Annotated in this window: 20 protein-coding genes; 10 read left to right on the top strand and 10 right to left on the bottom strand. The window is 72.5% G+C overall.

Annotated elements, in window-relative coordinates:
* The first annotated feature begins 113 nt into the window (after window positions 1-113).
* The 8 genes from ACIBQ6_RS41800 (at window position 114) to ACIBQ6_RS41765 (ending at window position 6,919) form a co-directional block, all read left to right on the top strand.
* Window positions 114-1,034: a TIGR04222 domain-containing membrane protein gene (locus tag ACIBQ6_RS41800; RefSeq protein ID WP_397218555.1), complete on the top strand. Its 921-nt coding sequence runs from the start codon at window positions 114-116 to the stop codon at window positions 1,032-1,034.
* 1 nt (window position 1,035) lies between these two features.
* The gene (locus ACIBQ6_RS41795; RefSeq protein ID WP_397218554.1) at window positions 1,036-1,875 is read left to right on the top strand and encodes a DUF692 family multinuclear iron-containing protein; all 840 of its coding nucleotides are present in this window, start codon (window positions 1,036-1,038) and stop codon (window positions 1,873-1,875) included.
* Window positions 1,868-2,230 carry a hypothetical protein gene (locus ACIBQ6_RS41790; protein WP_397218553.1) on the top strand — a complete coding sequence of 121 codons (363 nt, stop codon included), beginning with the start codon at window positions 1,868-1,870 and terminating at the stop codon, window positions 2,228-2,230. The genes ACIBQ6_RS41795 and ACIBQ6_RS41790 overlap by 8 nt, the downstream gene beginning before the upstream one ends.
* Before the next feature lie 37 nt (window positions 2,231-2,267).
* Window positions 2,268-3,146 (top strand): hypothetical protein, encoded by an 879-nt coding sequence (locus ACIBQ6_RS41785; protein WP_397218552.1) that lies wholly within the window; start codon window positions 2,268-2,270, stop codon window positions 3,144-3,146.
* Between the two features lie 27 nt (window positions 3,147-3,173).
* The gene (locus ACIBQ6_RS41780) at window positions 3,174-4,001 is read left to right on the top strand and encodes an amidohydrolase family protein (protein WP_397218551.1); all 828 of its coding nucleotides are present in this window, start codon (window positions 3,174-3,176) and stop codon (window positions 3,999-4,001) included.
* A 73-nt stretch (window positions 4,002-4,074) separates the two neighbouring features.
* Window positions 4,075-4,575, top strand: a complete 501-nt coding sequence (locus tag ACIBQ6_RS41775) for a hypothetical protein (RefSeq protein ID WP_358294473.1) — start codon at window positions 4,075-4,077, stop codon at window positions 4,573-4,575.
* A gap of 55 nt (window positions 4,576-4,630) precedes the next feature.
* A complete protein-coding gene (locus tag ACIBQ6_RS41770; protein ID WP_357974621.1) occupies window positions 4,631-5,392 on the top strand; it encodes an isoprenyl transferase in 762 nt (253 codons plus the stop codon).
* A gap of 207 nt (window positions 5,393-5,599) precedes the next feature.
* Window positions 5,600-6,919, top strand: coding sequence for a PhoH family protein (locus tag ACIBQ6_RS41765; RefSeq protein WP_352352966.1), 1,320 nt, complete (start codon window positions 5,600-5,602; stop codon window positions 6,917-6,919).
* Window positions 6,920-6,931: 12 nt separating this feature from the next.
* Here the strand turns inward: ACIBQ6_RS41765 and ACIBQ6_RS41760 are convergent, their stop codons facing one another.
* The 3 genes from ACIBQ6_RS41760 to ACIBQ6_RS41750 are packed head-to-tail and all read right to left on the bottom strand — an operon-like array spanning window position 6,932 to window position 9,572.
* Window positions 6,932-7,453, bottom strand: a complete 522-nt coding sequence (locus tag ACIBQ6_RS41760) for a hypothetical protein (RefSeq protein WP_397218549.1) — start codon at window positions 7,451-7,453, stop codon at window positions 6,932-6,934.
* Between the two features lie 32 nt (window positions 7,454-7,485).
* Window positions 7,486-8,901 (bottom strand): HAMP domain-containing sensor histidine kinase, encoded by a 1,416-nt coding sequence (locus ACIBQ6_RS41755; protein WP_358294469.1) that lies wholly within the window; start codon window positions 8,899-8,901, stop codon window positions 7,486-7,488.
* A complete protein-coding gene (locus tag ACIBQ6_RS41750; protein ID WP_125636689.1) occupies window positions 8,898-9,572 on the bottom strand; it encodes a response regulator transcription factor in 675 nt (224 codons plus the stop codon). The genes ACIBQ6_RS41755 and ACIBQ6_RS41750 overlap by 4 nt, the downstream gene beginning before the upstream one ends.
* Before the next feature lie 378 nt (window positions 9,573-9,950).
* Between ACIBQ6_RS41750 and ACIBQ6_RS41745 the strand changes: the two genes are divergently transcribed.
* The gene (locus ACIBQ6_RS41745; protein WP_358294621.1) at window positions 9,951-10,550 is read left to right on the top strand and encodes a lytic transglycosylase domain-containing protein; all 600 of its coding nucleotides are present in this window, start codon (window positions 9,951-9,953) and stop codon (window positions 10,548-10,550) included.
* Between the two features lie 72 nt (window positions 10,551-10,622).
* The gene (locus ACIBQ6_RS41740) at window positions 10,623-12,623 is read left to right on the top strand and encodes a glycosyltransferase family 2 protein (protein ID WP_397218548.1); all 2,001 of its coding nucleotides are present in this window, start codon (window positions 10,623-10,625) and stop codon (window positions 12,621-12,623) included.
* Here the strand turns inward: ACIBQ6_RS41740 and ACIBQ6_RS41735 are convergent.
* The 7 genes from ACIBQ6_RS41735 to ACIBQ6_RS41705 form a co-directional block, all read right to left on the bottom strand.
* Complete coding sequence (locus tag ACIBQ6_RS41735; protein WP_397218547.1) at window positions 12,613-13,764, bottom strand: alpha/beta hydrolase family protein; 1,152 nt, start codon at window positions 13,762-13,764, stop codon at window positions 12,613-12,615. The two genes, ACIBQ6_RS41740 and ACIBQ6_RS41735, sit on opposite strands and share 11 nt — an antisense overlap.
* Entirely contained in the window at window positions 13,764-14,765 is a 1,002-nt protein-coding gene (locus ACIBQ6_RS41730) for an alpha/beta fold hydrolase (protein ID WP_397218546.1), read from the bottom strand. Before ACIBQ6_RS41730 ends, ACIBQ6_RS41735 begins: the two co-directional genes overlap by 1 nt.
* Window positions 14,762-16,036 (bottom strand): MFS transporter, encoded by a 1,275-nt coding sequence (locus ACIBQ6_RS41725; RefSeq protein WP_352352960.1) that lies wholly within the window; start codon window positions 16,034-16,036, stop codon window positions 14,762-14,764. The genes ACIBQ6_RS41730 and ACIBQ6_RS41725 overlap by 4 nt, the downstream gene beginning before the upstream one ends.
* Before the next feature lie 31 nt (window positions 16,037-16,067).
* Complete coding sequence (locus ACIBQ6_RS41720) at window positions 16,068-18,038, bottom strand: helix-turn-helix domain-containing protein (protein WP_397218545.1); 1,971 nt, start codon at window positions 18,036-18,038, stop codon at window positions 16,068-16,070.
* A 22-nt stretch (window positions 18,039-18,060) separates the two neighbouring features.
* Window positions 18,061-18,813 (bottom strand): 3-hydroxybutyrate dehydrogenase, encoded by a 753-nt coding sequence (locus ACIBQ6_RS41715; protein WP_358294463.1) that lies wholly within the window; start codon window positions 18,811-18,813, stop codon window positions 18,061-18,063.
* A 75-nt stretch (window positions 18,814-18,888) separates the two neighbouring features.
* Window positions 18,889-20,286, bottom strand: a complete 1,398-nt coding sequence (locus tag ACIBQ6_RS41710; protein WP_358294462.1) for a class II fumarate hydratase — start codon at window positions 20,284-20,286, stop codon at window positions 18,889-18,891.
* 88 nt (window positions 20,287-20,374) lie between these two features.
* Window positions 20,375-22,111 carry a protein kinase gene (locus tag ACIBQ6_RS41705; protein ID WP_397218544.1) on the bottom strand — a complete coding sequence of 579 codons (1,737 nt, stop codon included), beginning with the start codon at window positions 22,109-22,111 and terminating at the stop codon, window positions 20,375-20,377.
* Window positions 22,112-22,125: the final 14 nt, after the last annotated feature.

Raw genomic sequence — 22,125 nt, 5'->3', positions numbered from 1 at the left:
GGGGGGGGGGCCCCCCCCCCCGCGCGGGGGCGTGCTGATCGCCCGGAACCTTTATGCCTTGCTTATACGTCTTTCCGGTACGCGGCCCGACGGGTCGCACGAGGGGAGGGCGTATGGATCTGTTCCTTCTCATCCTCGCGGTGGCGCTGGCCGTGACCGCCGGGGTCACCGTTCTGGCGGTCCGGCGCGAGCACGCCGCCATCCGGGGGGCCGCCGTCGAGCCCCGGCCGCACGATCTCGGCCCCTACGAGCTGGCCTTCCTGGCGGGCGGATCCAGGCGCGTGGCCGACACCGCCGTCGGGCTGCTGGCGGCGTCAGGGGCCGTACGCGTGTCCCGCGACGGACGGGTGCACCGGGTGGCCGGCGCCCGGAGCACCGGCGAGCCGGTCGAGGACGCCGTCCTGGACGAGGTCGAGCGCGACCCCGGCGCGTGGGCGAGCACGATCAGGGAGCGCGTGAGCCAGGGCGAGACCCTGGACGCCCTCAGGTACCGGCTGGGCAGGATCGGCGCGGTTCACCCCACCGGCTCCTTCACCCAGGTGGACCGGCTGATCGTCCGGTTACGGGTGCTGGCGGTGCTGGCGCTCGCCGGGGCGGCCGTGGAGGCGCTGTCGGTGGCCGTCGAGGGCACGTCGCCGCTTCCCCTGGCCGCGCTCGGCGTCCTGGCCGGGACGGTCGTGGGCGCGCCGAGCGCCATCGCCGGACACCGGCGCACGTTCCCCACCGATCTCACCGCTTCCGGGCAGGCCGCGCTCGACCGGGCCAAGCTGGACCACCCGCCGGGCACGTCCAGCGGCCCGGTGGCCGTCGCGCTGTACGGCCTCGGCGAGCTGAACGACGCCAACCTCGTCCTCGCGCTCGACGGCCCCCCGGCCCGTACGGTCGCCACCAGACGGCGGCGCGGCGGCGACCAGTCGCACAGCGCCGGCGCGGGCGGTTGCGGCACGGCGGGATGCGGCGGCGGGAGCGGCTGCGGAGGCGGCGGCTGCGGGGGCGGCTGCGGCGGGGGCGGCTGCGGCGGCGGGGGGAGCTGACATGCCGGACCTGCCGGACCTTGGGGTGGGCATCGGGTGGCGGCCGGAGCTCGACCTGACGATCGAGCGGATGGCGGGCGTCGGGTTCGTCGAGGTGGTGGCCGAGAACATCGACCCCGGCGACCTGCCCGAGTCGCTGCGCGTGCTGCGGGCCAGGGGCGTGCCGGTGATCCCGCACGGCGTCTCGCTCGGCGTCGGCGGCGCCGAGCCGCCGGACCCGGCCCGGCTCGCCCACCTCGCGGCCTGCGCGCGGGCCCTGGACTCGCCGCTGGTCAGCGAGCACCTGGCGTTCGTCCGCGGGGGCGGCGTGGAGGCGGGGCACCTGCTTCCGGTGCCGCGGACGCGGGAGTCGCTGGAGATCGTCGTGGAGAACGTGCGGCTGGCCCAGGAGGCGCTGCCCGTGCCGCTGGCCCTGGAGAACGTGGCGGCGATCTTCGGCTGGCCGGACGACGAGCTGACCGAGGCCCGCTTCCTGGCCGAGGTCGTGGAGCGTACCGGGGTGGGGCTGCTGGTGGACGTCGCCAACCTGTACGCCGCCCAGGTCAACCTGGGGCTGTCGGCCGTGGACGCGCTGGACGCGCTGCCGCTGGAGCACCTGGCGTACGTGCACGTGGCCGGCGGGCACGAGCACCACGGGATCTGGCACGACACGCACACCGCCGCCGTGCCGCCGGCCGTCCTCGGCCTGCTGACCGAGCTGTGCGCCCGGACCAGGCCGCCGGGGGTGCTGCTGGAGTGGGACGACGACTACCCCGGCGACGCCGCGCTCGCCGGCGAGCTGACCCGCATCCGAGCCGCCATGTCCTCAGTGGAGCAGACCGTGGGCGGGCGCGGTGAGTGACGGGGCGCGGGCGCGGCTGGCGGAGGCGCAGGGGCGGGTCGTCGCGTGCCTGGTGGCCGGGGCGGATCCGCCGGTGGGCTTCGACGCCGGACGGCTGCGCGTGCAGGCGTCCGCGCTGCTCGCCAAACGGCGCGGCGTGGTGGCCAGGCTCCGCCCGGACGCCGCCCGTGCCGCCGGGGCCGCCCTGGCCGCGGAGTTCGCCGCCTACGCGGCGGCCCGTGCCGTCCCGCCGCCCGGCTACCGGGCCGACGCCGACGACTTCGCCGCCTGGCTGCGCGCCCGCGGCCTCATGCCGGCCGCGAGGCCGCGCGGGTGGGCTCGCCTGCTCTTCGTGTTCCGCCGTGATCGCCGCTAGGCTTTGCGTGTAGCAAGCGCTTGGGAGGCGGTACGGCATGCGCATCGTCAACATGGGCGACTGGCCCCTCGGCGAGCAGGACGAGCAGCTCCACCCGCCGGGCGACGACCCACTGTGGAACGAGTCCTACTACCTCGACTTCGTCGCCGACGACGGCGAACTGGGCGGATACGTGCGCATCGGGCTCTACCCCAACTGGAAGCGCAGCTGGTTCTGGGCCCGGCTCGTCCGGCGCGGCGGCGGCCCGGTGGAGATCACCGACCACGAGGCCCCGCCGACCGGCCTGACGATCTCCGCCGACGCCTACGAGGCCGACCTGGCCGCGACCGACCCCCTGCGCACCGCGCGGCTGCGCCTGGCCGCCCCCGGCCTGTCGCTCGACCTCGAATGGCACACCCGCGGCGGTGTGTACGGCTACCAGCTCACCCCCCGCTATGAGGTCCCCTGCGAGGTGACCGGGACGGTCGACGGCCGCCCCTTCCACGGCCACGGCGAGCGCGACCACAGCTGGGGCGTCAGGGACTGGTGGTCGCTGTCCTGGACGTGGAGCAGCGGCCGCCTCTCCGACGGCACCCACCTGCACGGCACGCAGGTCAACCTGGGCATGCCGCTGCCGTGGCCGGCGTTCACGGTGCCGCCGGGCGGCGGGATCGAGCACGCGGACGGCTTCGCGGCCGGCACCCGGTTCGACGGCGACCGTCCGGCGCAGACGCTGCTGAGCTTCCCGGGCCGCGCGGTGACCGTGCGGCCGGTCGCGTTCGCCCCCGTGAGGCTGGTCTCGCCCGACGGGGCGGTGGCCGAGTTCCCGAGGGCGCTGTGCGAGCTGGAGTCCGACGACGGCGGCACCGGCTTCGGCTGGACCGAGTGGCACCAGCCGCCGGGCTGGCGTCAGCACGGCTGGCACCCCTTGCTCTGAAATATCGAGACATCCTAGGTTTGGGGGGTGATTGTCGATGCGCACCAGCATTTCTGGGACCTCGAAACCGGCGACTACCCCTGGCTCACCCCCGAGGCGGGCGTGCTCCACCGGACGTACGCGCCGCACGACCTGGCCCCTGAGCTGGCGCGGGCCGGTGTGGACCGGACGGTGCTGGTGCAGGCCGCCGACTCCGGTGCCGAGACCGACGCCCTGCTGGCCCTGGCCGACGCCCACGACTTCGTCGGCGCGGTGGTCGGATGGATCCCGCTGCTGCGCCCGGACGAGGCCGCCGAGGCGATCGCCCGGTACGCCGCCCATCCGAAGTTCCGCGGCGTCCGGCACCTGATCCACGACGAGCCCGACCCCGACTGGCTGGTCCGCGACGAGGTGCTGGAGTCGCTGGGCCTGCTCGCGGCGGCCGGGCTGACGTTCGACGTGGTCTCGCTGCTGCCCAGGCACCTCGACCACGTGGTCACGCTGGCCGGGCGACACCCGTCCCTGAAGATCGTCATCGACCATCTGTCCAAGCCGCGCATCAGGGACCACGAGTGGGAGCCGTGGGCCGGCGGCCTGGCCCGCGCCTCCCGCTTCCCCAACGTGTACGCCAAGGTCTCCGGCCTGGTCACCGAGGCCGACCACCGGAACTGGACGGTGGAGGACCTGCGGCCGTACGTGGAGCACGCCGTCGAGCTGTTCGGCCCGGACCGGCTGATGGCCGGCAGCGACTGGCCGGTGGCCCTGCAGGCGGCCGACTACCGGACGGTCTGGGAGGTCACCGGCGCGCTGCTCGGCGGAACCGACCGGGACCGGGTGCTCGGGGACACAGCCAGGGGTTTCTACGGGTTTAGCTGACTTGGGGCCGGAAACGGGGAAGAGCGTGGGGGGACTACGCTGTGTCGATGGATCGTACCTGACCGTCACGCCGGTGGCGTGCACGGACACCGTCGGCACGCCGTACGAGATCACCCTTGAGCTCCATCGCGATGGCACGCCGTACGGCAGCGTGGGGGAGCGGTGCGGCTGGCTGCTCGCGCGCCTGGCGCGCGGGGTCGACGAGGCGCGGCAGGGAAGGGGGGCGGCCCGGCGGTGGAACGACCCCGACGACCGCTTCCCCGACGAGGAGCCGGAGAGCGAGCTGTTCTCCTTCCGCTACCGCACCCGCTCGGGGCTGGTGGGCGGCGGCGAGTTGCGCTGCCAGCTGCGCACCATCCCCATCTGGCAGCCCGCGCCGGGTCAGTGGCGGCTGACCCGCAGGGCCTACGTCGAGGCGTGGGGGGCCTCCGGCGTGGGTATGAGGGCCGTCCTGACGTCTGCGGAGTTGTCCGAGTTCGTCCGCGAACTGGTCCATGAAGCCGAGGGGTGTCTCGGCGGAAGAGATCTCGCCAGGAATCCCATTGGGGGAGCAGGCACGGGCGAAACGCGGTGATAATTGCCTGTTGGGTCATTCGACCAAAGGCACAGCACCGCTGGGGAGGCACTCCGTGGGCCTGCGCGACCTGGTCTACCGGCTGTACGAACACAGGCTGGAGACCAAGCTGTCCAAGGACAGCGTTCCCCGGCATGTCGGGGTCATCATCGACGGCAACCGCCGCTGGGCGCGCGCCATGGGCATGCGCGACGTGGCGACCGGCCACCGCAAGGGCGCGGACAAGATCTCGGAGCTGCTCGGCTGGTGCCGGGAGACGGGCGTCGAGGTCGTCACCGTCTGGATGTTGTCCAACGACAACCTCAACCGGCCGCGCGAGGAGCTGGAGCCGCTGCTGCGCATCATCGAGGACGTGGTCCAGGAGCTCGTGGACGAGGGCTGGCGGATCAGCCCGGTGGGGGCGCTCGACCTCCTCCCCGACCGCACGGCCAATGTCCTGAAAAATGCAAAAGAAGCGTCATCACACCGTCCGGGCCTGATTGTGAACGTTGCAGTTGGGTATGGAGGAAGACGTGAGATTGCCGATGCGGTGCGCTCACTCCTCCAGGAGCATGCGAGTAAGGGCGCCAGCATCGAGGACCTCGTGGAGGTCCTCGATGTCGAACACATCGCGGAGCATCTCTACACTCGCGGCCAACCCGACCCGGACCTCCTCATCCGTACGTCGGGCGAGCAGCGTCTGTCCGGATTCATGTTGTGGCAGAGCGCTCACTCCGAGTTCTACTTCCACGAGGCTTACTGGCCGGACTTCCGCAGGGTCGATTTCCTGCGGGCGCTGCGCGATTACGCTGCGAGACACCGGCGTTACGGTTCTTGATGCGACATTCGGGTATCCAGGACGTAACGTTGAAAGTGTCCGGCCACAGGCCGGGCATCCCGGAGAGGGCCCGCCTTTGCACCGACATCTGCTGAGGGGGGCCGGAGTCCGGCTCCGCCGGCAGGTTGCGGTCGGGGACGCGGGTCCGGTCCGGTTCCCACCTCGTCTGCAGGGTGCCCGCACCTATGGGCGCCCGGGGGAGAACGTGTGGCAGTGTCCTCGAGCAACCCTACTCACCAGCCGGCCAAGCGCACGTACGTGCTCGACACCTCGGTCCTGCTGGCCGACCCGGCGGCATTGACGCGCTTCGCCGAGCACGACGTCGTCCTTCCCATCGTGGTCATCACGGAGCTGGAAGGTAAGCGGCACCATCCCGAGCTCGGCTACTTCGCGAGGAAGGCCCTGCGCTACCTCGACGACCTGCGGGTTCAGCACGGCAGGCTCGACGAGCCGATGCCGACAGGGGATGGAACGATCAGGGTTGAGCTCAACCACAGCGATCCGTCCATCCTGCCCGTCGGGTTCCGCCTGGGCGACAACGACACGCGCATCCTGACCGTCGCGCGCTCGCTCGCGGCAGAGGGCTGCGACGTCGTCCTGGTCTCCAAAGACCTGCCCATGCGGGTCAAGGCGGCCTCGATCGGCCTGGCGGCCGAGGAGTACCGCGCCGAGCTGGTGGTCGAGTCCGGCTGGACCGGGATGGCCGAGCTGCAGGTGACGGCCGAGGACGTCGAGACCCTCTTCGACAAGGGCGTGGCCGACCTGGAGGAGGGCAGGCAACTGCCCGCGCACACCGGCCTGCGGCTGTTGTCGGCCAAGGGATCGGCGCTCGGCAGGGTGGCGCCGGACAAGTCCGTCCGCCTGGTCCGCGGCGACCGCGAGGTCTTCGGCCTGCACGGCCGCTCGGCCGAGCAGCGCATCGCGCTGGACCTGCTGATGGACCCGGAGATCGGCATCGTCTCGCTGGGCGGCCGGGCCGGCACCGGCAAGTCGGCGCTGGCGCTCTGCGCGGGCCTGGAGGCGGTCCTGGAGCGCCGCCAGCACCGCAAGGTGGTCGTCTTCCGCCCCCTGTACGCCGTCGGCGGCCAGGAGCTCGGCTACCTGCCGGGCACCGAGGGCGAGAAGATGGGCCCGTGGGCGCAGGCGGTCTACGACACGCTCGGCGCGATCACCTCGCCCGAGGTGATCGAGGAGGTGCTCGACCGGGGCATGCTGGAGGTGCTCCCGCTGACGCACATCCGCGGCCGGTCGCTGCACGACGCGTTCGTGATCGTGGACGAGGCCCAGTCGCTGGAGCGCGGGGTGCTGCTCACGGTGCTGAGCCGGATCGGCGCCAACTCCCGGGTGGTGCTCACGCACGACGTCGCCCAGCGCGACAACCTGCGGGTCGGCCGGCACGACGGCGTGGTGGCGGTGGTGGAGAAGCTGAAGGGCCACCCGCTCTTCGCGCACGTCACGCTCACCAGGTCCGAGCGTTCGCCGATCGCCGCCCTGGTGACGGAGATGCTGGAGGACATCACGATGTGAGCCGCGGCGGGCTCACCTGAGCTCGCGGCAGGTGTACGGCCGCCCCTCCGCCTTGGCGGGGCGGCCGTCGTTCTCCCGGACGATCTTCACCTGCTCGAACGCGAAGTCCTGCTGCGCGGTGCAGACGATCTGGGCCTTGCCGAGCCTGCTCAGCGGCCGGTCGCCCTTGAAGTACACGGTCAGCGTGGAGGTGCGCGGGAGCTGCATCTCGTCGCGCTGGACGGGGTCGAGCGAGTCCTTCATGCCGACGTACTCCAGGCCGTGCAGCTCGGTGGTGCGGTCGCCGAGCGGCTGGTCGGAGGCGGCGAAGAGGGCGCCGAGCAGGCTGCCCACAGTGCCGCTCTCGACGTCGGCGGGTTCGAGCGTGAGCTGCTTGTTCCTGATCAGGTAGATGGTCTTCGAGGGCGGCGGGAGCTTGATGGTGGGCGCGGCGCCCTTGGTCTGGACGTCGGTCGGTGAGATGCCGCAGGCCGCCACGGCCAGCAGGGCCGCGGCGGCGACGAGGACCCGGCGCTCGATCATCGGTGCGGTCATGGGTGCGGTCGTCGGTGCCTTCATCGGTGCCTTCATCGGTGCGGCAGCCAGACCGTGAACAGGGTGCCCGGCTGCTGGGCGCGTACGGAGATCGTGCCGCCGTGCAGGTGCACGTTGGCGCGCGCGATGGCCAGGCCGAGGCCGCTGCCCTGGCTGCGGGCCCGGCCCGCGCCCGCCTTGAAGAAGCGGTCGAAGACGTGCGGCAGCGCCTCGGCGGGAATGCCCTTGCCGTGGTCGCGCACCTTCACCTCCAGGCCGTTCTCGGTGCCGCGCGCGGTGACCTCCACCGGGGGCAGGCCGTGCTTGAGCGCGTTGCCGACCAGGTTGGCCACGATGACGTCGAACCTCCTCGGGTCGAGATTGACGGTCAGGCCCTGGGAGGCGGTCACGTCCACCTCGTCGCTCCAGCCGCGCACCTCCAGGCAGTCCAGGATGGCGTCGGCGACGTTCACGGGCTCGACGTTGAGCGTCGCGGTGCCGGCGTCGAACCTGCTGACCTCGATCAGGTGCTCGACCAGCTCGCGCAGGCGCCCGATCTCGCGCAGCACCAGCCGCACGGCCTCCGCGGGCGCGTCGGGCAGCCGGCCGGCCTCCTCCGAGAGCATGTCGGCCACGGCCGTCATGGCGGTGAGCGGCGTGCGCAGCTCGTGCGAGACGTCGGCCACGAACCTGCGGGACATGGCCTCCAGCGAGCGCAGCTCCGACACGCTCAGCTCCAGCGCCGCCGCCGCGTCGTTGAACCTGGCGGTCAGCTCGGCCAGCTCGTCCTGGCCGTGCACCGGCAGGCGGGTGTCCAGCCGGCCCTGGCCGAGCGCCTGCGCCGCCGCGCTGAGCCGCCGTACGGGCAGCAGCACCTGCCGGGCCGACAGCAGCGCCACCACCAGCGCGATCAGCACGATCACCGCGCCGCCCTGGGTGAGCGTGTTGCGCAGCGTCGTGAGCTGGCTCTCCTCGTCGTGCAGCGGGAAGAACACGAACGCGCGCAGCCCGGTGGCCTCGGGGGCGACGCCGGGCTCGAACCGGTGGACCTCGGCGCCGACGATGAGCCACAGCTCGTTGCCGATCACCTTGCGCTGGGTGACGACGTTCTGCTTGGCCCGGCCGTACAGCTCGTTGGGGACGTCCTTCATGGTCATCGGGCCGTCGGCGGACAGCAGGTTGCCGTACTCGACCAGGACGCTGCGGCCGGGACTGGACAGCGTGCGGACGACCTGGTCGAGCTCCTTCATGGACGGCGCCGCCTCGCCCGGCCTGAGCTTGCCCACGGGGAAGGTGATCCGGCCGAGCTCGCGGGTCACCAGGTCGAGGGAGGTGGTCTCGGCCCTGGTCACGAGCGCGGTCTTGGCCAGCTCGAAGCCGATGGTGGCGACCAGCGTCGACGCGGTGACCGCGACGAGGGTGAAGGTGATGACCAGGCGCGCCCGCAGCCCGGTGGGCAGCGGGATCACGGAGGGCTGAACCGGTAGCCGAACCCGCGCACGGTGTGGATGAAGACGGGCTCGGCCGGCCTCGGCTCGATCTTGGCGCGGACGCGCTGGACGCAGGCGTCCACCAGCCGCGAGTCGGCGACGTGCGTGTGGTCCCAGACGACCCGCAGCAGGTAGCGGCGGTTGAGCACCTGGCCGGGATGCCGGACCAGCTCCAGCAGCAGCCGCAGCTCGGTCGGCGTCAGGTGGATCTCCTTGCTGGCCAGCGTCACCTTCAGCGCCCCCCGGTCGATCACGAGGTCGCCGAAGGTGATGCGGTCGGAGGTCGCGGACTCGGCCCTGCGCAGGATGGCCCGGATGCGGGCGTCGAGCACCCGCGGCTCTACCGGCTTGACCACGTAGTCGTCGGCGCCCGCCTCCAGGCCGACCACCACGTCCAGGTCGTCGCCGCGGGCGGTGAGCAGGATGACGGGGAGCTGGTCGAGCTTGCGGATGCGGCGGCAGACCTCGACGCCGTCGATGCCGGGCAGCATGACGTCGAGGATCGCGATCTCGGGGCGGCGGGCGCGGATGTGGTCCAGAGCCTCCTCGCCCGTCGCATAGGACGTGACGGAATGTCCCTGTCGCGTCAACGCCAGCTCCAAGGCTGTGCGGACGGAGGGATCGTCTTCTACAAGGAGGATGCCGGCCACGCGCACATTATTATTCCATGTCCCCTATACCCGGGTTGTGTCATCAAACTGTGACCGGGTGCGGATCAGATCCTGAAGATGGGGCGGAAGCCTGAAAGCGGCCTCCCTTCGGTGCGGGCGCTCGAAGGGAGGCGCCAACCAGCCTGTGACGAAATTCACAATTTTTCGTGAAAAAGGTTGTTACCTGCTGGTTGGCCAAGAGAACGTCAACCGAATCCCGCGTTCCGGTTGCGGACCACCCCCCATGACAGGGCAAGCTCATGGATCGTGAGCCCCGGTCCGCAGTTGAGTGAGCGCCCCCCGAAGGATGACCTTCGCTCGGCGCGCCGCCGGCCTTCGCGTTTCACCCCCAAGCGCATCGCCGTCGCCGTCGTGTCCTTGGTGGTGGTCGTGGGCGGTGGCGGTTACGTCGCCTATCGCGCCGTCGACAACGCCAGCAAGCCGCCGGTCGATCCGTTCACGGCCGAGCAGCTCGGCGCGCTCGCCGGAGGCAACCTGTTCGCCCCCGACCCCGAGACCGACGCGCTGAAGAACGCCGCCGAGCAGGCCTACCGGGCCGACCTGCTCAAGAAGAACCGCGGCGGCACCAAGAAGCTCAACTGGGTCGTGCCCAAGAAGGCGCCGGGCGGCAGCGGCTTCCCGCCCGCCAACTTCCCGCCGGGCAGCAACCCCTCGCCGGGCAGCAACAAGGCCGTCGCCAAGCAGATGCTCGCCGCCAAGGGCTGGGGCGCCGACCAGTGGGGCTGTCTGGAGCTGCTCTGGCAGAAGGAGAGCGGCTGGAACGAGCGGGCCATGAACCGCTACTCCGGCGCGTACGGCATCCCGCAGGCCCTGCCCGGCAGCAAGATGGCCAGCGCGGGCGGCGACTGGCAGACCAATGCGGCCACCCAGATCGCGTGGGGCCTCGGCTACATCAAGGGCCGTTACGGCACGCCTTGTGGCGCGTGGGGGCACTCGCAGTCCACAGGATGGTACTAACAGGTCAAACTCTTCTTCTGTAATCGGCAAGCCGTCTCACCCGATCGTGTATGAGCGGCGCACGCTGGCCGCATGGGTGTGAAGGTCAGTGTGATCGTCAATGTCCACAACCCGGGTGACACCGCGGACGCGTGCATCCGCTCCGCGTTGGAGCAGACGCTGCCCGCCGCCGACTACGAAGTGATCTTCGTGGACGACGGGTCCACGGACGGCATCGGGGAACGGCTGGACACCATCGCCGGTCTCCGCGAGAACGTCCGCGTGCTGCACCTGCCGCACACCGGGTCGCCCTCTCGCGGCCGCAACATGGGCGTGGCCACGGCGGAGGGCGATTACGTCTACTTCCTCGACCAGACCGACCGGCTGGCCCGCGACGCGCTGGCCCGCATGCACGAGCGCGCGGTCGAGACCGACGCCGACGTGCTGATCGGGCGGCTGGCCCGCGACTACGGGCCGCCGATGGTGGCGTTCGAGCGCAGCAGCGCCCGCGCCGACATCCTGCGCGAGCGCCTGATGACGCTGCTCGTCCCGCAGCAGCTCTACCGCCGGGCCTTCCTGGAGGAGCACGAGCTGGGCTTCGGGATGCCCGGCGGCCGGCTGGCCGAGCAGGCGTTCGTGATGCGGGCCTACCTCGCGGCCAAGGTGATCGCCGTCCTGGCCGAGGAGGTCTGCTGCCAGCTCGGGCCGCGGCCCGAGGCGCCCGAGGAGGATCCCCGAGTGATCGTGGCCGGGCTGAGCACGCTGCTCACCGACATCGACACCTACGTCGGCGCCGGCCGCCAGCGCGACCGCATGTACGCCTACTGGTTCCGCTCGGCCGTCCTCAGGCCGCTGCTGACCGCCAGGTTCGCCGACTCCTCCGTGGACCGGGGCATGCACTTCCGGGTCGTCCAGGAGCTCATCGGCGAGCGTTTCCCCGAGCGGATCGACCGCTACCTGCCGGTCCAGCTACGGGCGGTGGCCGCGTTCGTCCGGCGCGGACGCCTGGACCAGATCGTCATGTTCGCCAACTCCACCCGGCGCGCGGGCCTGCGCGCCGATCTCACCGAGATGCGCTGGGACGCCCACATCCTGGTGCTCGGCCTGACCGTGGAGGTCATGTCCGGCGACGGCCTGCCCGACCGCTACCGCGTGGACGGCGAGCGCCTGCACTGGATCCCGCCGCGCTCGGCCGAAACCAAGCTGCTGTCCGACGACGTCACCGACATCACGGCCGACGTCGAGCGGGCCCGCATCGACGTCTACGTCCGGCACAGCACGACCGGCGTGGTGCACTTCCTGCCGGTCAGCCAGCACGTCGAACGTCTCCCCGACGGCCGCCGCCGGGTCCGCGTGCAGATCAGGGGCGAGGCCCGCCTGGACGTGACCAGCGCCGCGATGGGCCAGCCGCTCAGCCCCGGGCAGTGGGAGGTGCACGTCCGCATGTTCAGCGGCGCCAACCAGGCCAGGAGCCGGGTCGGCCGGGCCGAGGGGCCGCTCAACTGCCTGGGCGTGCTGGCCCAGCGGCCCAGGATGCGGCTGGTGGTGCCGTGCTGGTCGGACAAGGGGGAGCTGGGCCTGGCGGTCGAGCCGCGCTCGTTCTCGGAGTCGATCGCGCTGGTGTCGCCGGGGGTGACCGTCCGCCAGCTCGACGGCCACGTGTACGTCGTGCTGCCGGTCCCGTACGTGCCGCCGAGCGGTGGGCCGCCCCTGGAGCTGGTGCTGCGCAGCACCGGCCGCCGGGAACGCGAGGTGTGCGCGCCCGCGCTGGTCGAGGCCGGGGTGCCGGGCAAGCTCGCCGGCCAGCTCGTCGCCAAGATCCCGGTCAGGCGGCACATGCCGAGCGAGGAGCAGCTCGGGCCGGGCGCCTGGCTGTCGTCGCTGCGCTCGTCCGACGAGGAGATCGGGCTGCGGTTCGGCCTCCAGGTGCGCCGCGGCCGGGTCGAGACGCGCCCGGCCGTCGCGGTGAACCCCCAGCGGCGCTCGCCCATGGGCCGGGACACCGCGCTCCACCGCCTCGGCAGGCGCCTGCCCGGGGCGCGGCACATCGTGCGCTGGGCGCGCGCGGGCAGGCATCGCTACCTCAAGGAGTGACCCAGCCCTCCAGCTCCTGGAAGGCGTCCCTGAAGGCCGGGAGCATGGGCCTGAGCCGGTCGGGATAGACGTCGACGAGGCTGTCGAGGTGGTTGCCGCCCTCGATCCGGTGGTAGCGGAACGGGCGGTGCGGGCCGACCATCCTGGCGTAGACGTCGGAGTCGCGGGAGATCGGCAGCAGCGAGTCGAGCGTCCCGTGGATCGTGATCAGCGGCTTGGTGATCCTGCCGGTCAGCCCGATCCTGGCCATCGCGGCGTACGGCCGGCGCGCGCCGTAGTCGTAGTCGGCCGCCGCGCCCGCGTAGGACGGGTCCAGCTCCTTCTGGTAGAGCTGCTGGGTGAGCTCCCAGTAGTACTGCCGGTGGAAGGGCCACAGGAACTCAGACCCCGGCGCGAACCCGGCCGCCCGCACGCCCGCCTCGTCCGGGTACGCCTTCAGCGCGGGCGGCAGGAAGTTCAGCAGATTGTCGCCCTTGACCCGGAAGAGCGTGCCCTCCCAGTCCACGCCGCCGTCGTAGAGCCAGCCGCGGTTCTCCAGCTGCCACCTGACCAGGTAGCCGCCGTTGGACAGGCCGGCCATGAACGTACGGGCCGGCGGGCGGCCGTACCGCTGCCTGACCACGGACCTGGCGGCCACGGCGAGCTGGGTGACGCGCTCGTTCCACTCGGCGATGGCGTCGCCGGGGCGGCGGCCGTCCTCGTGGAAGGTGACGCCCACGTTGCCCTTGTCGGTGGCGGCGAACGCGTAGCCCTTGGACAGCACCCAGTCGGAGATCGTGTAGTCGTTGGCGTACTGCTCCCGGTTGCCCGGGGTGCCGCTGACGACCAGGCCGCCGTTCCACCGGTCGGGCAGCCTGATCACGAACTGGGAGTCGTGGTTCCAGCCGTGCGTGGCGTTGCCGGTGGAGGTGTCGGGGAAGTAGCCGTCGAGCTGGATGCCGGGTACGCCGGTCGGGTTGACGGTGGCCTTGGAGTGCAGGCCGGCCCAGTCGGCCGGGTCGGTGTGGCCGGTGAGCGTGGTGCCGGCCGTGGTCAGGTCGTCGAGGGTGGCGCTGATCAGCTTCTCCGCGCCGGGCACGGTCAGCTCGCCCGCGGCGGGGGCGGTGAGCAGGCTCGCGACCAGGGTGAGGGCGACGAGCATCAGACCTCCTCCAGGTGCCCGGCCAGCAGGCGGCCGAACTCGGCGGGCCGCTCCAGGTGGGGGCTGTGGCCGCAGTCGTCCAGCACGACCTCGCGGTAGCGGCCGTAGCGGTCGAGCACCGCCCTGGTCTGGGTCACCATCGGCTGGGCCGGGGTGCCGGGGGAGCCGGGCACGACGCCGATCGCGCCCAGGTGGGCCAGGTCGAACAGCGAGGTGTCGGAGACGATCACGTCGTCGGCGCCCCTGATCCACAGGACGGGCGGCCTGGGGCCGATCTCCTGCAGGTCGTCCAGGCGGAAGTGGGTGGGGGCGCACGCGTTGAGCACGCCGTGCTTGCCGGGGGCCACGCCGGGCCAGGCGGGGGAGCCGGCGGCGTCGCCCGGGTAGTTGGCCTCGCCCACGCGGGTGGTGAGCATGGAGCGCAGGTAGAAGTCCTCGTCGGGGATCCGCGGGTGCTTGACGTAGCCGGTGCGGAGCACGTTGCGGGGGGACGTGGGAGATTCGTCGGACATGTCGCCCGCCTTGAGCCGGGCCACGAAGTCCGGGTTCGCCGCGCCGGCGCCCGATCCCGCGCCGTCGGGGTGGGTGAGCGTGCCGTCCGGGCCCTCGGTGCCGCCGAAGCCGTACGGGGAGATCGGGTTGACCAGCGTGACGCTCCTGACCAGCTCAGGACGGTCGCGCAGGAGCTGCAGGACGACGCCGCCGCCGAGGCTCCAGCCGACCAGGTGCACGCCGTCGAGCCCGAGGGCCTCGACCAGCTCGGCCAGGTCGTCGGACCAGTCGCGCAGGCCCCTGGTGGCGTCCACCGGCTCGGGGTCGGTGTCGCCGAAGCCGCGCAGGTCGGGGGCGAGCGGGCGGTAGCGGGCGGGCAGCGCGGCCATGCTGTCGCGCCAGAAGGCGCCGGAGGAGACGTTGCCGTGCACGAACAGCACGGGCTCGCCGGACGTCCGGCCCTCGACGGTCAGGACGTGCTGCGTGAGGCGGGGGGTGGTGACCTTCATCGCGCGTGGATCCTCTCGGCCAGGTCGCGTCCCTGGGTCTCGCGGGCGGTGTAGACGGCGACCAGCGTGAGCACCGCCGCCAGGCCAAGGTAGACCGAGATCGGCACGCTGCTGGAGTAGCTCTTGAGCAGCGCCACCGCGATCAGCGGGGCCAGCGCGCCGGCCACGATCGCCGAGAGCTGGGCGCCGATCGACACGCCGGTGTAGCGCGTCCTGGTGCCGAACAACTCCGAGAAGAAGGCCGCCTGCGGGCCGTACATCATGCCGTGGAAGAGCAGGCCGACGGTGACCGCGAGGGTGATCGCCAGGAAGTTGCCGGTGTCCACCAGCGGGAAGAAGGCGAAGATCCACACGCCGATCCCGGCGGCCCCGGCCAGGTAGATCGGACGGCGGCCGACCCGGTCCGACAGCGCGCCCCACATCGGGATCGTGACGAAGTGGATCGCCGAGGCGACCAGCACCGCGGTCAGCACCGTCGAGTTGTCGATCTTGGCGTTCTTCGCGTACGTGATGACGAACACCGTCAGCAGGTAGAACGAGATGTTCTCGGCCAGCCGGGCGCCGATGGCGGTGAGCACGTCCTTCCAGTGGTGCCGCAGCACGCCCACGATCGGCGCGGTCGGCTCCGGCTCGGCCTGCTGGAACACCGGCGACTCGCTGATCGTCAGCCGGATCCACAGCCCGACCATCACCAGCACCCCCGACAGCAGGAACGGGATCCGCCAGCCCCACGACAGGAACGCCTCGTCGGACTGCCAGGCGGCCAGCACCGCCAGCACGCCGGTGGCCAGCAGGTTCCCGCCGGGCGCGCCCGCCTGCGGCCAGGAGGCCCAGAACCCGCGGCGCTTCGTGTCGCCGTGCTCGGACACGATCAGCACCGCGCCGCCCCACTCGCCGCCGAGCGCGAAGCCCTGCACGAGCCGCAGCGCGGTCAGCAGCAGCGCCGCCGACGAGCCGAGCGTGGCGTATGTCGGCAGGCAGCCGATCAGGAACGTGGCGGCGCCCATCATCAGCAGGCTGACCACCAGCAGGGTCTTGCGGCCCACCCGGTCGCCGAAGTGGCCGAAGACCAGGCCGCCGAGCGGGCGGGCGACGAATCCGACGGCGTAGGTGAGGAACGACAGCAGCGTGCCGGTCAGCGGATCGGACTCGGGGAAGAAGAGTTTGTTGAACACGAGAGCGGCTGCCGAGCCGTACAGGAAGAAGTCGTACCACTCGATGGTGGTGCCGATCAGGCTCGCGGCGACGATCCTCTTGATGGAAGTGGCCATGCCGGTCACGGTAAAGAGTGACCGGCGTCACTTATATGGGGCCGGGACCCACAGTCTGCGGGGCGGATGTGTGGCCGAGCCGGTGCAGGCGGAGGGCGAGCTGGATCTCCAGCGCGCGCTCGGGCTCCAGCCAGCCGTCGCCGAGCAGCTTGCCGATCCGGTCGAGGCGCTGGGTGACGGTGTTGACGTGGATGTGCATGGCCTCGGCCGTACGGGAGGGTGAGCCGCCCGTGCCGAAGTAGGCCGACAAGGTGTCGGTGAGCGCGGTGCCGCGGCGGGCGTCGTAGTCGATCACCGCGCCGACCACGCGGCCGACGAAGCCGCGCACGTCGCGGCCGTCGCCCACGAGCAGCCCGACGAAGCCCAGCTCGGCGGGGCTCGCGCCGTCGCCGGCCCGGCCGAGCGCGAGCAGCGCCTCGGCGCACCGCCGCGCCTCCTGGTACGCCTCCGCGACGTCCCGCGCGCCCGCCGATCCGCCCGCCGATCCGCTGGTCGCGCCGCCTCCTGAGCCGCCCGCCGATCCGCCCGCCGATCCGCCCGGCGGGCCGCCGGGTGAGGCTTCGGGGAGGCGGGCGGGGGAGGCGCCCGCCGTCGCCGGGCTGTGCAGGGACGCGCTCAGCTCGGCCGCCACCCGCTGGGCCAGACCGCCCGCGTCCACGCCCGGCAGCAGCAGCACCACCTCCTCGCCGCGCCCCGCCGCCAGCCCGTGCCGGACCGTGGCGTGCGAGGAGGCCCAGAACGCCGCCCGCTCCCGCTGGCCGCCGTGCCTGGCCACCACCACGACGTGCGGCGCGCGCAGGTCCACGCCGAGCCGCCGCGCCCGGTCGGCCAGGCCCGGCGAGTCCGGCCGCGAGATCAGGTCCTCCAGCAGCTCGCCCCTGACCCGGCCCTCGGCCTCGGCCACGCTCCGCCTGAACAGCAGCAGCAGCGCGCACACCAGCGCCGCCCGCTCCAGGATGCGCTCGTCGGCGTCGTCGCTGCGCAGGACGAGCGTGCACAACGGCTCGCCGCCGACGTCCACCGACGCGATCAGCTGGTCGCCCCTGCGCACGGTACGCCCCAGCGCCCTGGACGCCTGCGCCGCCTCGAACACCCCGGCGTCCAGCTCGCCCACGTCGCCGGTGATCGGCCGGCCCAGGTCGTCGAGCACGGCCAGCGACCCGCCGAGCACCTCGGTCACCACGGCGGCGACGTCCTCGATGCCGCCGCCGCGCAGCACCAGCGAGGTCATCCGGTCGTGGGCCAGCGCGGCCCGCTCGACGGCCTCGCCGTGCGCCCTGGCGGTGCGGTGGGCCTGGGAGAGCTCCTCCAGGGCGTTCCTGGTCTCCTGGAGCAGCCGGGCGTTGTCGATGGCGACGGCGGCGTGCGCGGCCAGGCTCGCCAGCAGCGAGACCTCCTCCTGGTGGAAGGGCCTGGCGCTGCGGTTGGCCGCCATCAGCACGCCGATCACCCGCTGGCCCAGGCGCAGCGGCACCCCCAGGATCGCGACCAGGCCCTCCTCCTTGACGGCCTCGTCGATGTGACCCTTGTGCCGGAACCTGGCGTCGGCGAAGTAGTCGGCGGTCGCGTACGGGGTGGCCGTCTGCGCGACCAGCCCGCCCAGCCCGGCGCCCATGGCCAGCCTGAGCGCCCGGAACTTGGCCGAGATCGACCCGTCGGTGACCCGCATGTACGTGTCGCCCTGCTCGGGGTCGTGCAACGTCATGTACGCGATGTCGGTCGCGAGCAACTGCCTGGCCCGGTGGACGATGGCTTCGAGCACGGCGTCGAGGTCGCGCAGCGCGGCCAGGTCGCCGGCGGTGTCGTAGAGCGCCGACAGCTCGGCCTCGCGCCTGGCCCGCCGCCTGAGCAGCGCCCTGACCTTCAGCGCCTCGACCTTGGCCTGCTCCAGCTCCTCGATCGTGGCCGGATCGGCGCCCTGCGCCCTGGCCTCCACGATCGGCCCCTCGAACTCGACCGCCGACGCCTCCCGCGCCAGAAGCTCCAGAAAACGCCTGCTCATGGCCTCACTCCGTGCGGGCTCACTAATGGGCCGTCCAGCCGCCGTCTACGGGGAGGGAGGTGCCGGTGATGAAGGAGCCGTGCGGGCCGCAGAGGTAGGCGACCAGTTCGGCGACCTCCTCGGGCTCGATCAGCCGCTTGATCGCGGCCGGCTGGAGCATGATGTTCTCGACGACCTCGTCGCTGCCGATGCCGTGCACCCGGGCCTGGTCGTCGATCTGCGCCTCGACCAGCGCGGTGCGCACGTACGCCGGGCACACGCAGTTGGACGTCACCCCGTGGGCCGCCCCCTCCAGCGCGACGACCTTGGAGAACCCCTCCAGCGCGTGCTTGGCCGTCGTGTACGCCGACTTGTACGGCGAGGCCCGCAACCCGTGCACCGACGACATGTTCACGAACCGTCCCCACCCCCGGGCGTACATGCCGGGCAGCACCCGCCGCGCGATCAGGAACGGCGCCTCCACCATCACCCGCATCATGGTGGAGAACACCTCCGGCGGGAAGTCCTCGACCGGCGCCACGTGCTGGAACCCGGCGTTGTTCACCACGATGTCCACCGGCTCGTCGGGCAGCGACGCCGCGAAGGCCGGATCGCTCAGATCGGCCACCACCGCGACCCCGCCGACCTCCGCGGCCACCTTCCCGGCCGCCTCGCCCTGCCTGTCGACCACCAGGACCTTGGCCCCCGCGGCGGCCAGTCGCCGGGCGCAGGCGGCGCCGATGCCGCCCCCAGCCCCCGTCACCAGCGCGGTCCGCCCAGTCAGCTCCTTCGCCATACTCCGAACCCTAGGCGCTCGCCGCGCCGGGACGCATGGGTTCGGCCGACATAGATCCGAGCCGACCTATGTGGATCACCCCTCCGTCGGCGGCCGGGTCATGGACAGCACGTCGAGGGCGGCGTCGAGCTGCTCCTCGGTCAGCGTGCCGTCGGCGACGTGGCCGCGCTCGACGACGACCTCCCTGATGGTCCTGCGCTCGGCCAGCGCCTGCTTGGCTATCTTGGCCGCCTCCTCGTAGCCGACGTGCCGGTTGAGCGGGGTGACGATCGAGGGGGAGGACTCGGCGTACTCGCGCAGGCGCTCGACGTTGGCCGTGATGCCGGCCACGCAGCGGTCGGCCAGCAGCCTGGACACGTTCGCCAGCAGCCTGATCGACTCCAGGATGTTGCGGGCGATGACCGGGAGCTGCACGTTCAGCTCGAAGCTGCCCGAGGCGCCGGCGAAGGTGATCGCCGCGTCGTTGCCGATGACCTGCGCCGCGACCATGGCCGTGGCCTCCGGGATCACCGGGTTGACCTTGCCCGGCATGATGGACGAGCCCGGCTGGAGGTCCGGCAGGTTGATCTCGCCGAGCCCGGCGCGCGGGCCCGAGCCCATCCAGCGCAGGTCGTTCGCGATCTTGTTGAGGGACACGGCCACCACCTTGAGCTGCCCGGACAGCTCCACGATGGAGTCCTGGGCGCTCTGGGCCTCGAAGTGGTCGGCGGCCTCGCGGAAGGGGATGCCGGTCGCCTCGGCCAGCTTCTCGATCGCCCGCTGCGCGAAGCCGGGCGGCGTGTTGATGCCCGTGCCGACCGCCGTGCCGCCCAGGGGCAGCTCCAGTACGTGGTTCAGCGCCGTGCGCACGCGGGTGCCGCCGTGGTCGATCTGGGCGGCGTACCCGCCGAACTCCTGCCCGAGGGTCACCGGCGTGGCGTCCATCAGGTGGGTCCGGCCCGACTTGACCACCTGCGCGAACTCGGCCTCCTTGGCGTGCAGCGTCTCGGCCAGGTGGGCGAGCGAGGGCAGCAGGTGGAAGGTCACCTCGATCGCGGCCGCCACGTGGATCGAGGTCGGGAAGACGTCGTTGGACGACTGGGAGGCGTTCACGTGGTCGTTGGGGTGGACCGGCCGTCCCAGCCGCTCCTCGGCCAGCGTCGCGATCACCTCGTTGGCGTTCATGTTGGACGAGGTGCCCGAGCCGGTCTGGAAGACGTCGATGGGGAAGTGGGCGTCGTGCTCGTTGTCGGCGACGTCCGCGGCGGCCTGCGCGACGGCCTCGGCCAGATCTTTGTCGATCACGCCCAGCTCGCCGTTGACCTCGGCGGCGACCGCCTTGATCAGGCCGAGCGCGGCGATGTGGGACGGTTCGAGCGGCCGTCCCGAGACCGGGAAGTTCTCCACCGCCCGCTGGGTCTGGGCCCGCCACCGCGCTCCCGCCGGCACCCGGACCTCGCCCATCGAGTCATGTTCGATTCTGAACTCGCTCATGACTCCAGTCTGTCCCACGGCCGGGCGATCAGTCCGGGGCCGGCCCGCCCCGGGCGGGGACGGGCCGTCGTACCGAAGACGAGCTCGCTCAGCTGGAGATGAGCGCCACGATGAGGACGGCGATCACGACCGCGGCGGCCGCCGCCACGGCCATCAGCACGAGCATGCCGTTGCGGTTGCCCGCCTGCGGCTTCTCGGGCGGCCCCGCGATGGCGAACAGGTCGGTCCCGAGGCCCTGGCCCTGGTGCGGGCCGGCGGCGGGCGGCACCGGCTGCCCGGGCCGGCTCTGCCCGGGCCCGCCCGGCATCGAGCCGCCCTGCTGCGGGCCCCCCGGACCCTGCTGCCCAGGACCCTGCTGCCCAGGACCCTGCTGTGCCGGGCCCTGCTGCCGCGCGGCGTGCGGCGGTTGCTGCGCCGGCGGGTAGACCTGCTGGCCGGGGGAGCCGCTCCGCGGCGTGGCGATGTGCCTGGTCGTGACGGTCCCCTCGTCGTCGGGGCGCTGCGGCGGACGGTCGCCGCCCTGCTCGGGCCCCGGCGGGAACGGCCCCTTGGGACGCATGACGCTGACGGTCCGGTCGGGGTCGAAGCCCCCCTCGTCGCCGGCGTCACCCGTCTGCGGCGGCTGCGCCGGGCGCGCGGCCTGCGGCGGCCGGCCGGGTGCGGTGCTCTGGGGCATCGTCGGCGCCCCCAGCGGACTCCGGGCGGGCTCCTGCGGTCCTGAAGGCCCCTGCGGCGCCGCCGTACGCCCTCCGGCCGCGCCGGACGCCTGCGCGCCGGACGGCACGGGCCCCGCCGCCTGCGGCCCTGAAGGCCGCCCCCCGGCGGGACGCGTCGGCTGCGGGCCCGAGACGGGCGGCGCGCCCGCCCCGTACGCCTCCTGAGCCCCTGAAGGGCGCCCCTGAGGGCCGGCGGGACGCCGTGGGCCGGAGTCGGTGAAGGGGTCGGGCAATGCGGCCTCCTGGGCCATCAGGGCTTCCGCCGTGAGCGCCGGCATCTCGCTCGTGGGCGTGTCGGCGACCATCCGCATGAGGGTCTCCGCCTTGGCGGCGCTGAGCCGCTGCCGGTAGTCCTTGTTGAGCAGCCCGTTCAGCACCGGCCGCAGCCGACCGGCCTGCGTGGGCGGGTCGGCGCTCTCGCTGAGCAGCGCCGCCAGCGTCTCGGCGATCGTGGCCCGCTCGTACGCCGGCCGCCCCTCGACCGCGAAGTACAGCGTCGCGCCCAGCGACCAGATGTCGGACTCGGGCCCGGTGTACTCGCCCCTGGCGCGTTCCGGGGCCGTGTAACCGGGCGAGCCGATCACCATGCCCGTCTTGGTGAGCCGCGAGTCGCCCTCGGCCTTGGCGATGCCGAAGTCCGTCAGGACCACCCGGCCGCTCTCGGTGATGAGCACGTTGCCCGGCTTGACGTCGCGGTGCGTGATGCCCTGGGAGTGCGCGGCGCGCAGCGCGCCGAGCAGGTCGACGCCGATCTCGGCCACGAGCCGCGGCGGCAGCGGGCCCTCCTCCTCGATCACCTGCTCCAGGGAGCGCGCCTCGATGAGCTCCATGATGATCCAGGGGCTGTCGTCCTGGATGAGCACGTCGTGGATGGCGGCGACGGACGGGTGGTTGATCCGCGAGGCGATGCGGCCCTCGCGGACCATGCGCTCGCGTAGCTCGGCCCGCTGGTCCTCGGTGAGCCCCTGGTCCTGGCGGATCTCTTTGACCGCCACCTCGCGCCCGAGCGCGCGGTCGCGGGCGCGCCACACGGTCCCCATCGTGCCCCGGCCGAGCGGGGCGATGAGCTCGTAGCGCTCCGCGAGCAGGCGTGTCTGCTGTTCCGGCATGAGAAGAAGATATC

This window comes from Nonomuraea sp. NPDC049655, assembly GCF_044465465.1.
GTDB lineage: Bacteria > Actinomycetota > Actinomycetes > Streptosporangiales > Streptosporangiaceae > Nonomuraea.
Note: the sequence above shows the minus strand (reverse complement) of the source record. Positions and strands in the feature narration are given on the sequence as shown.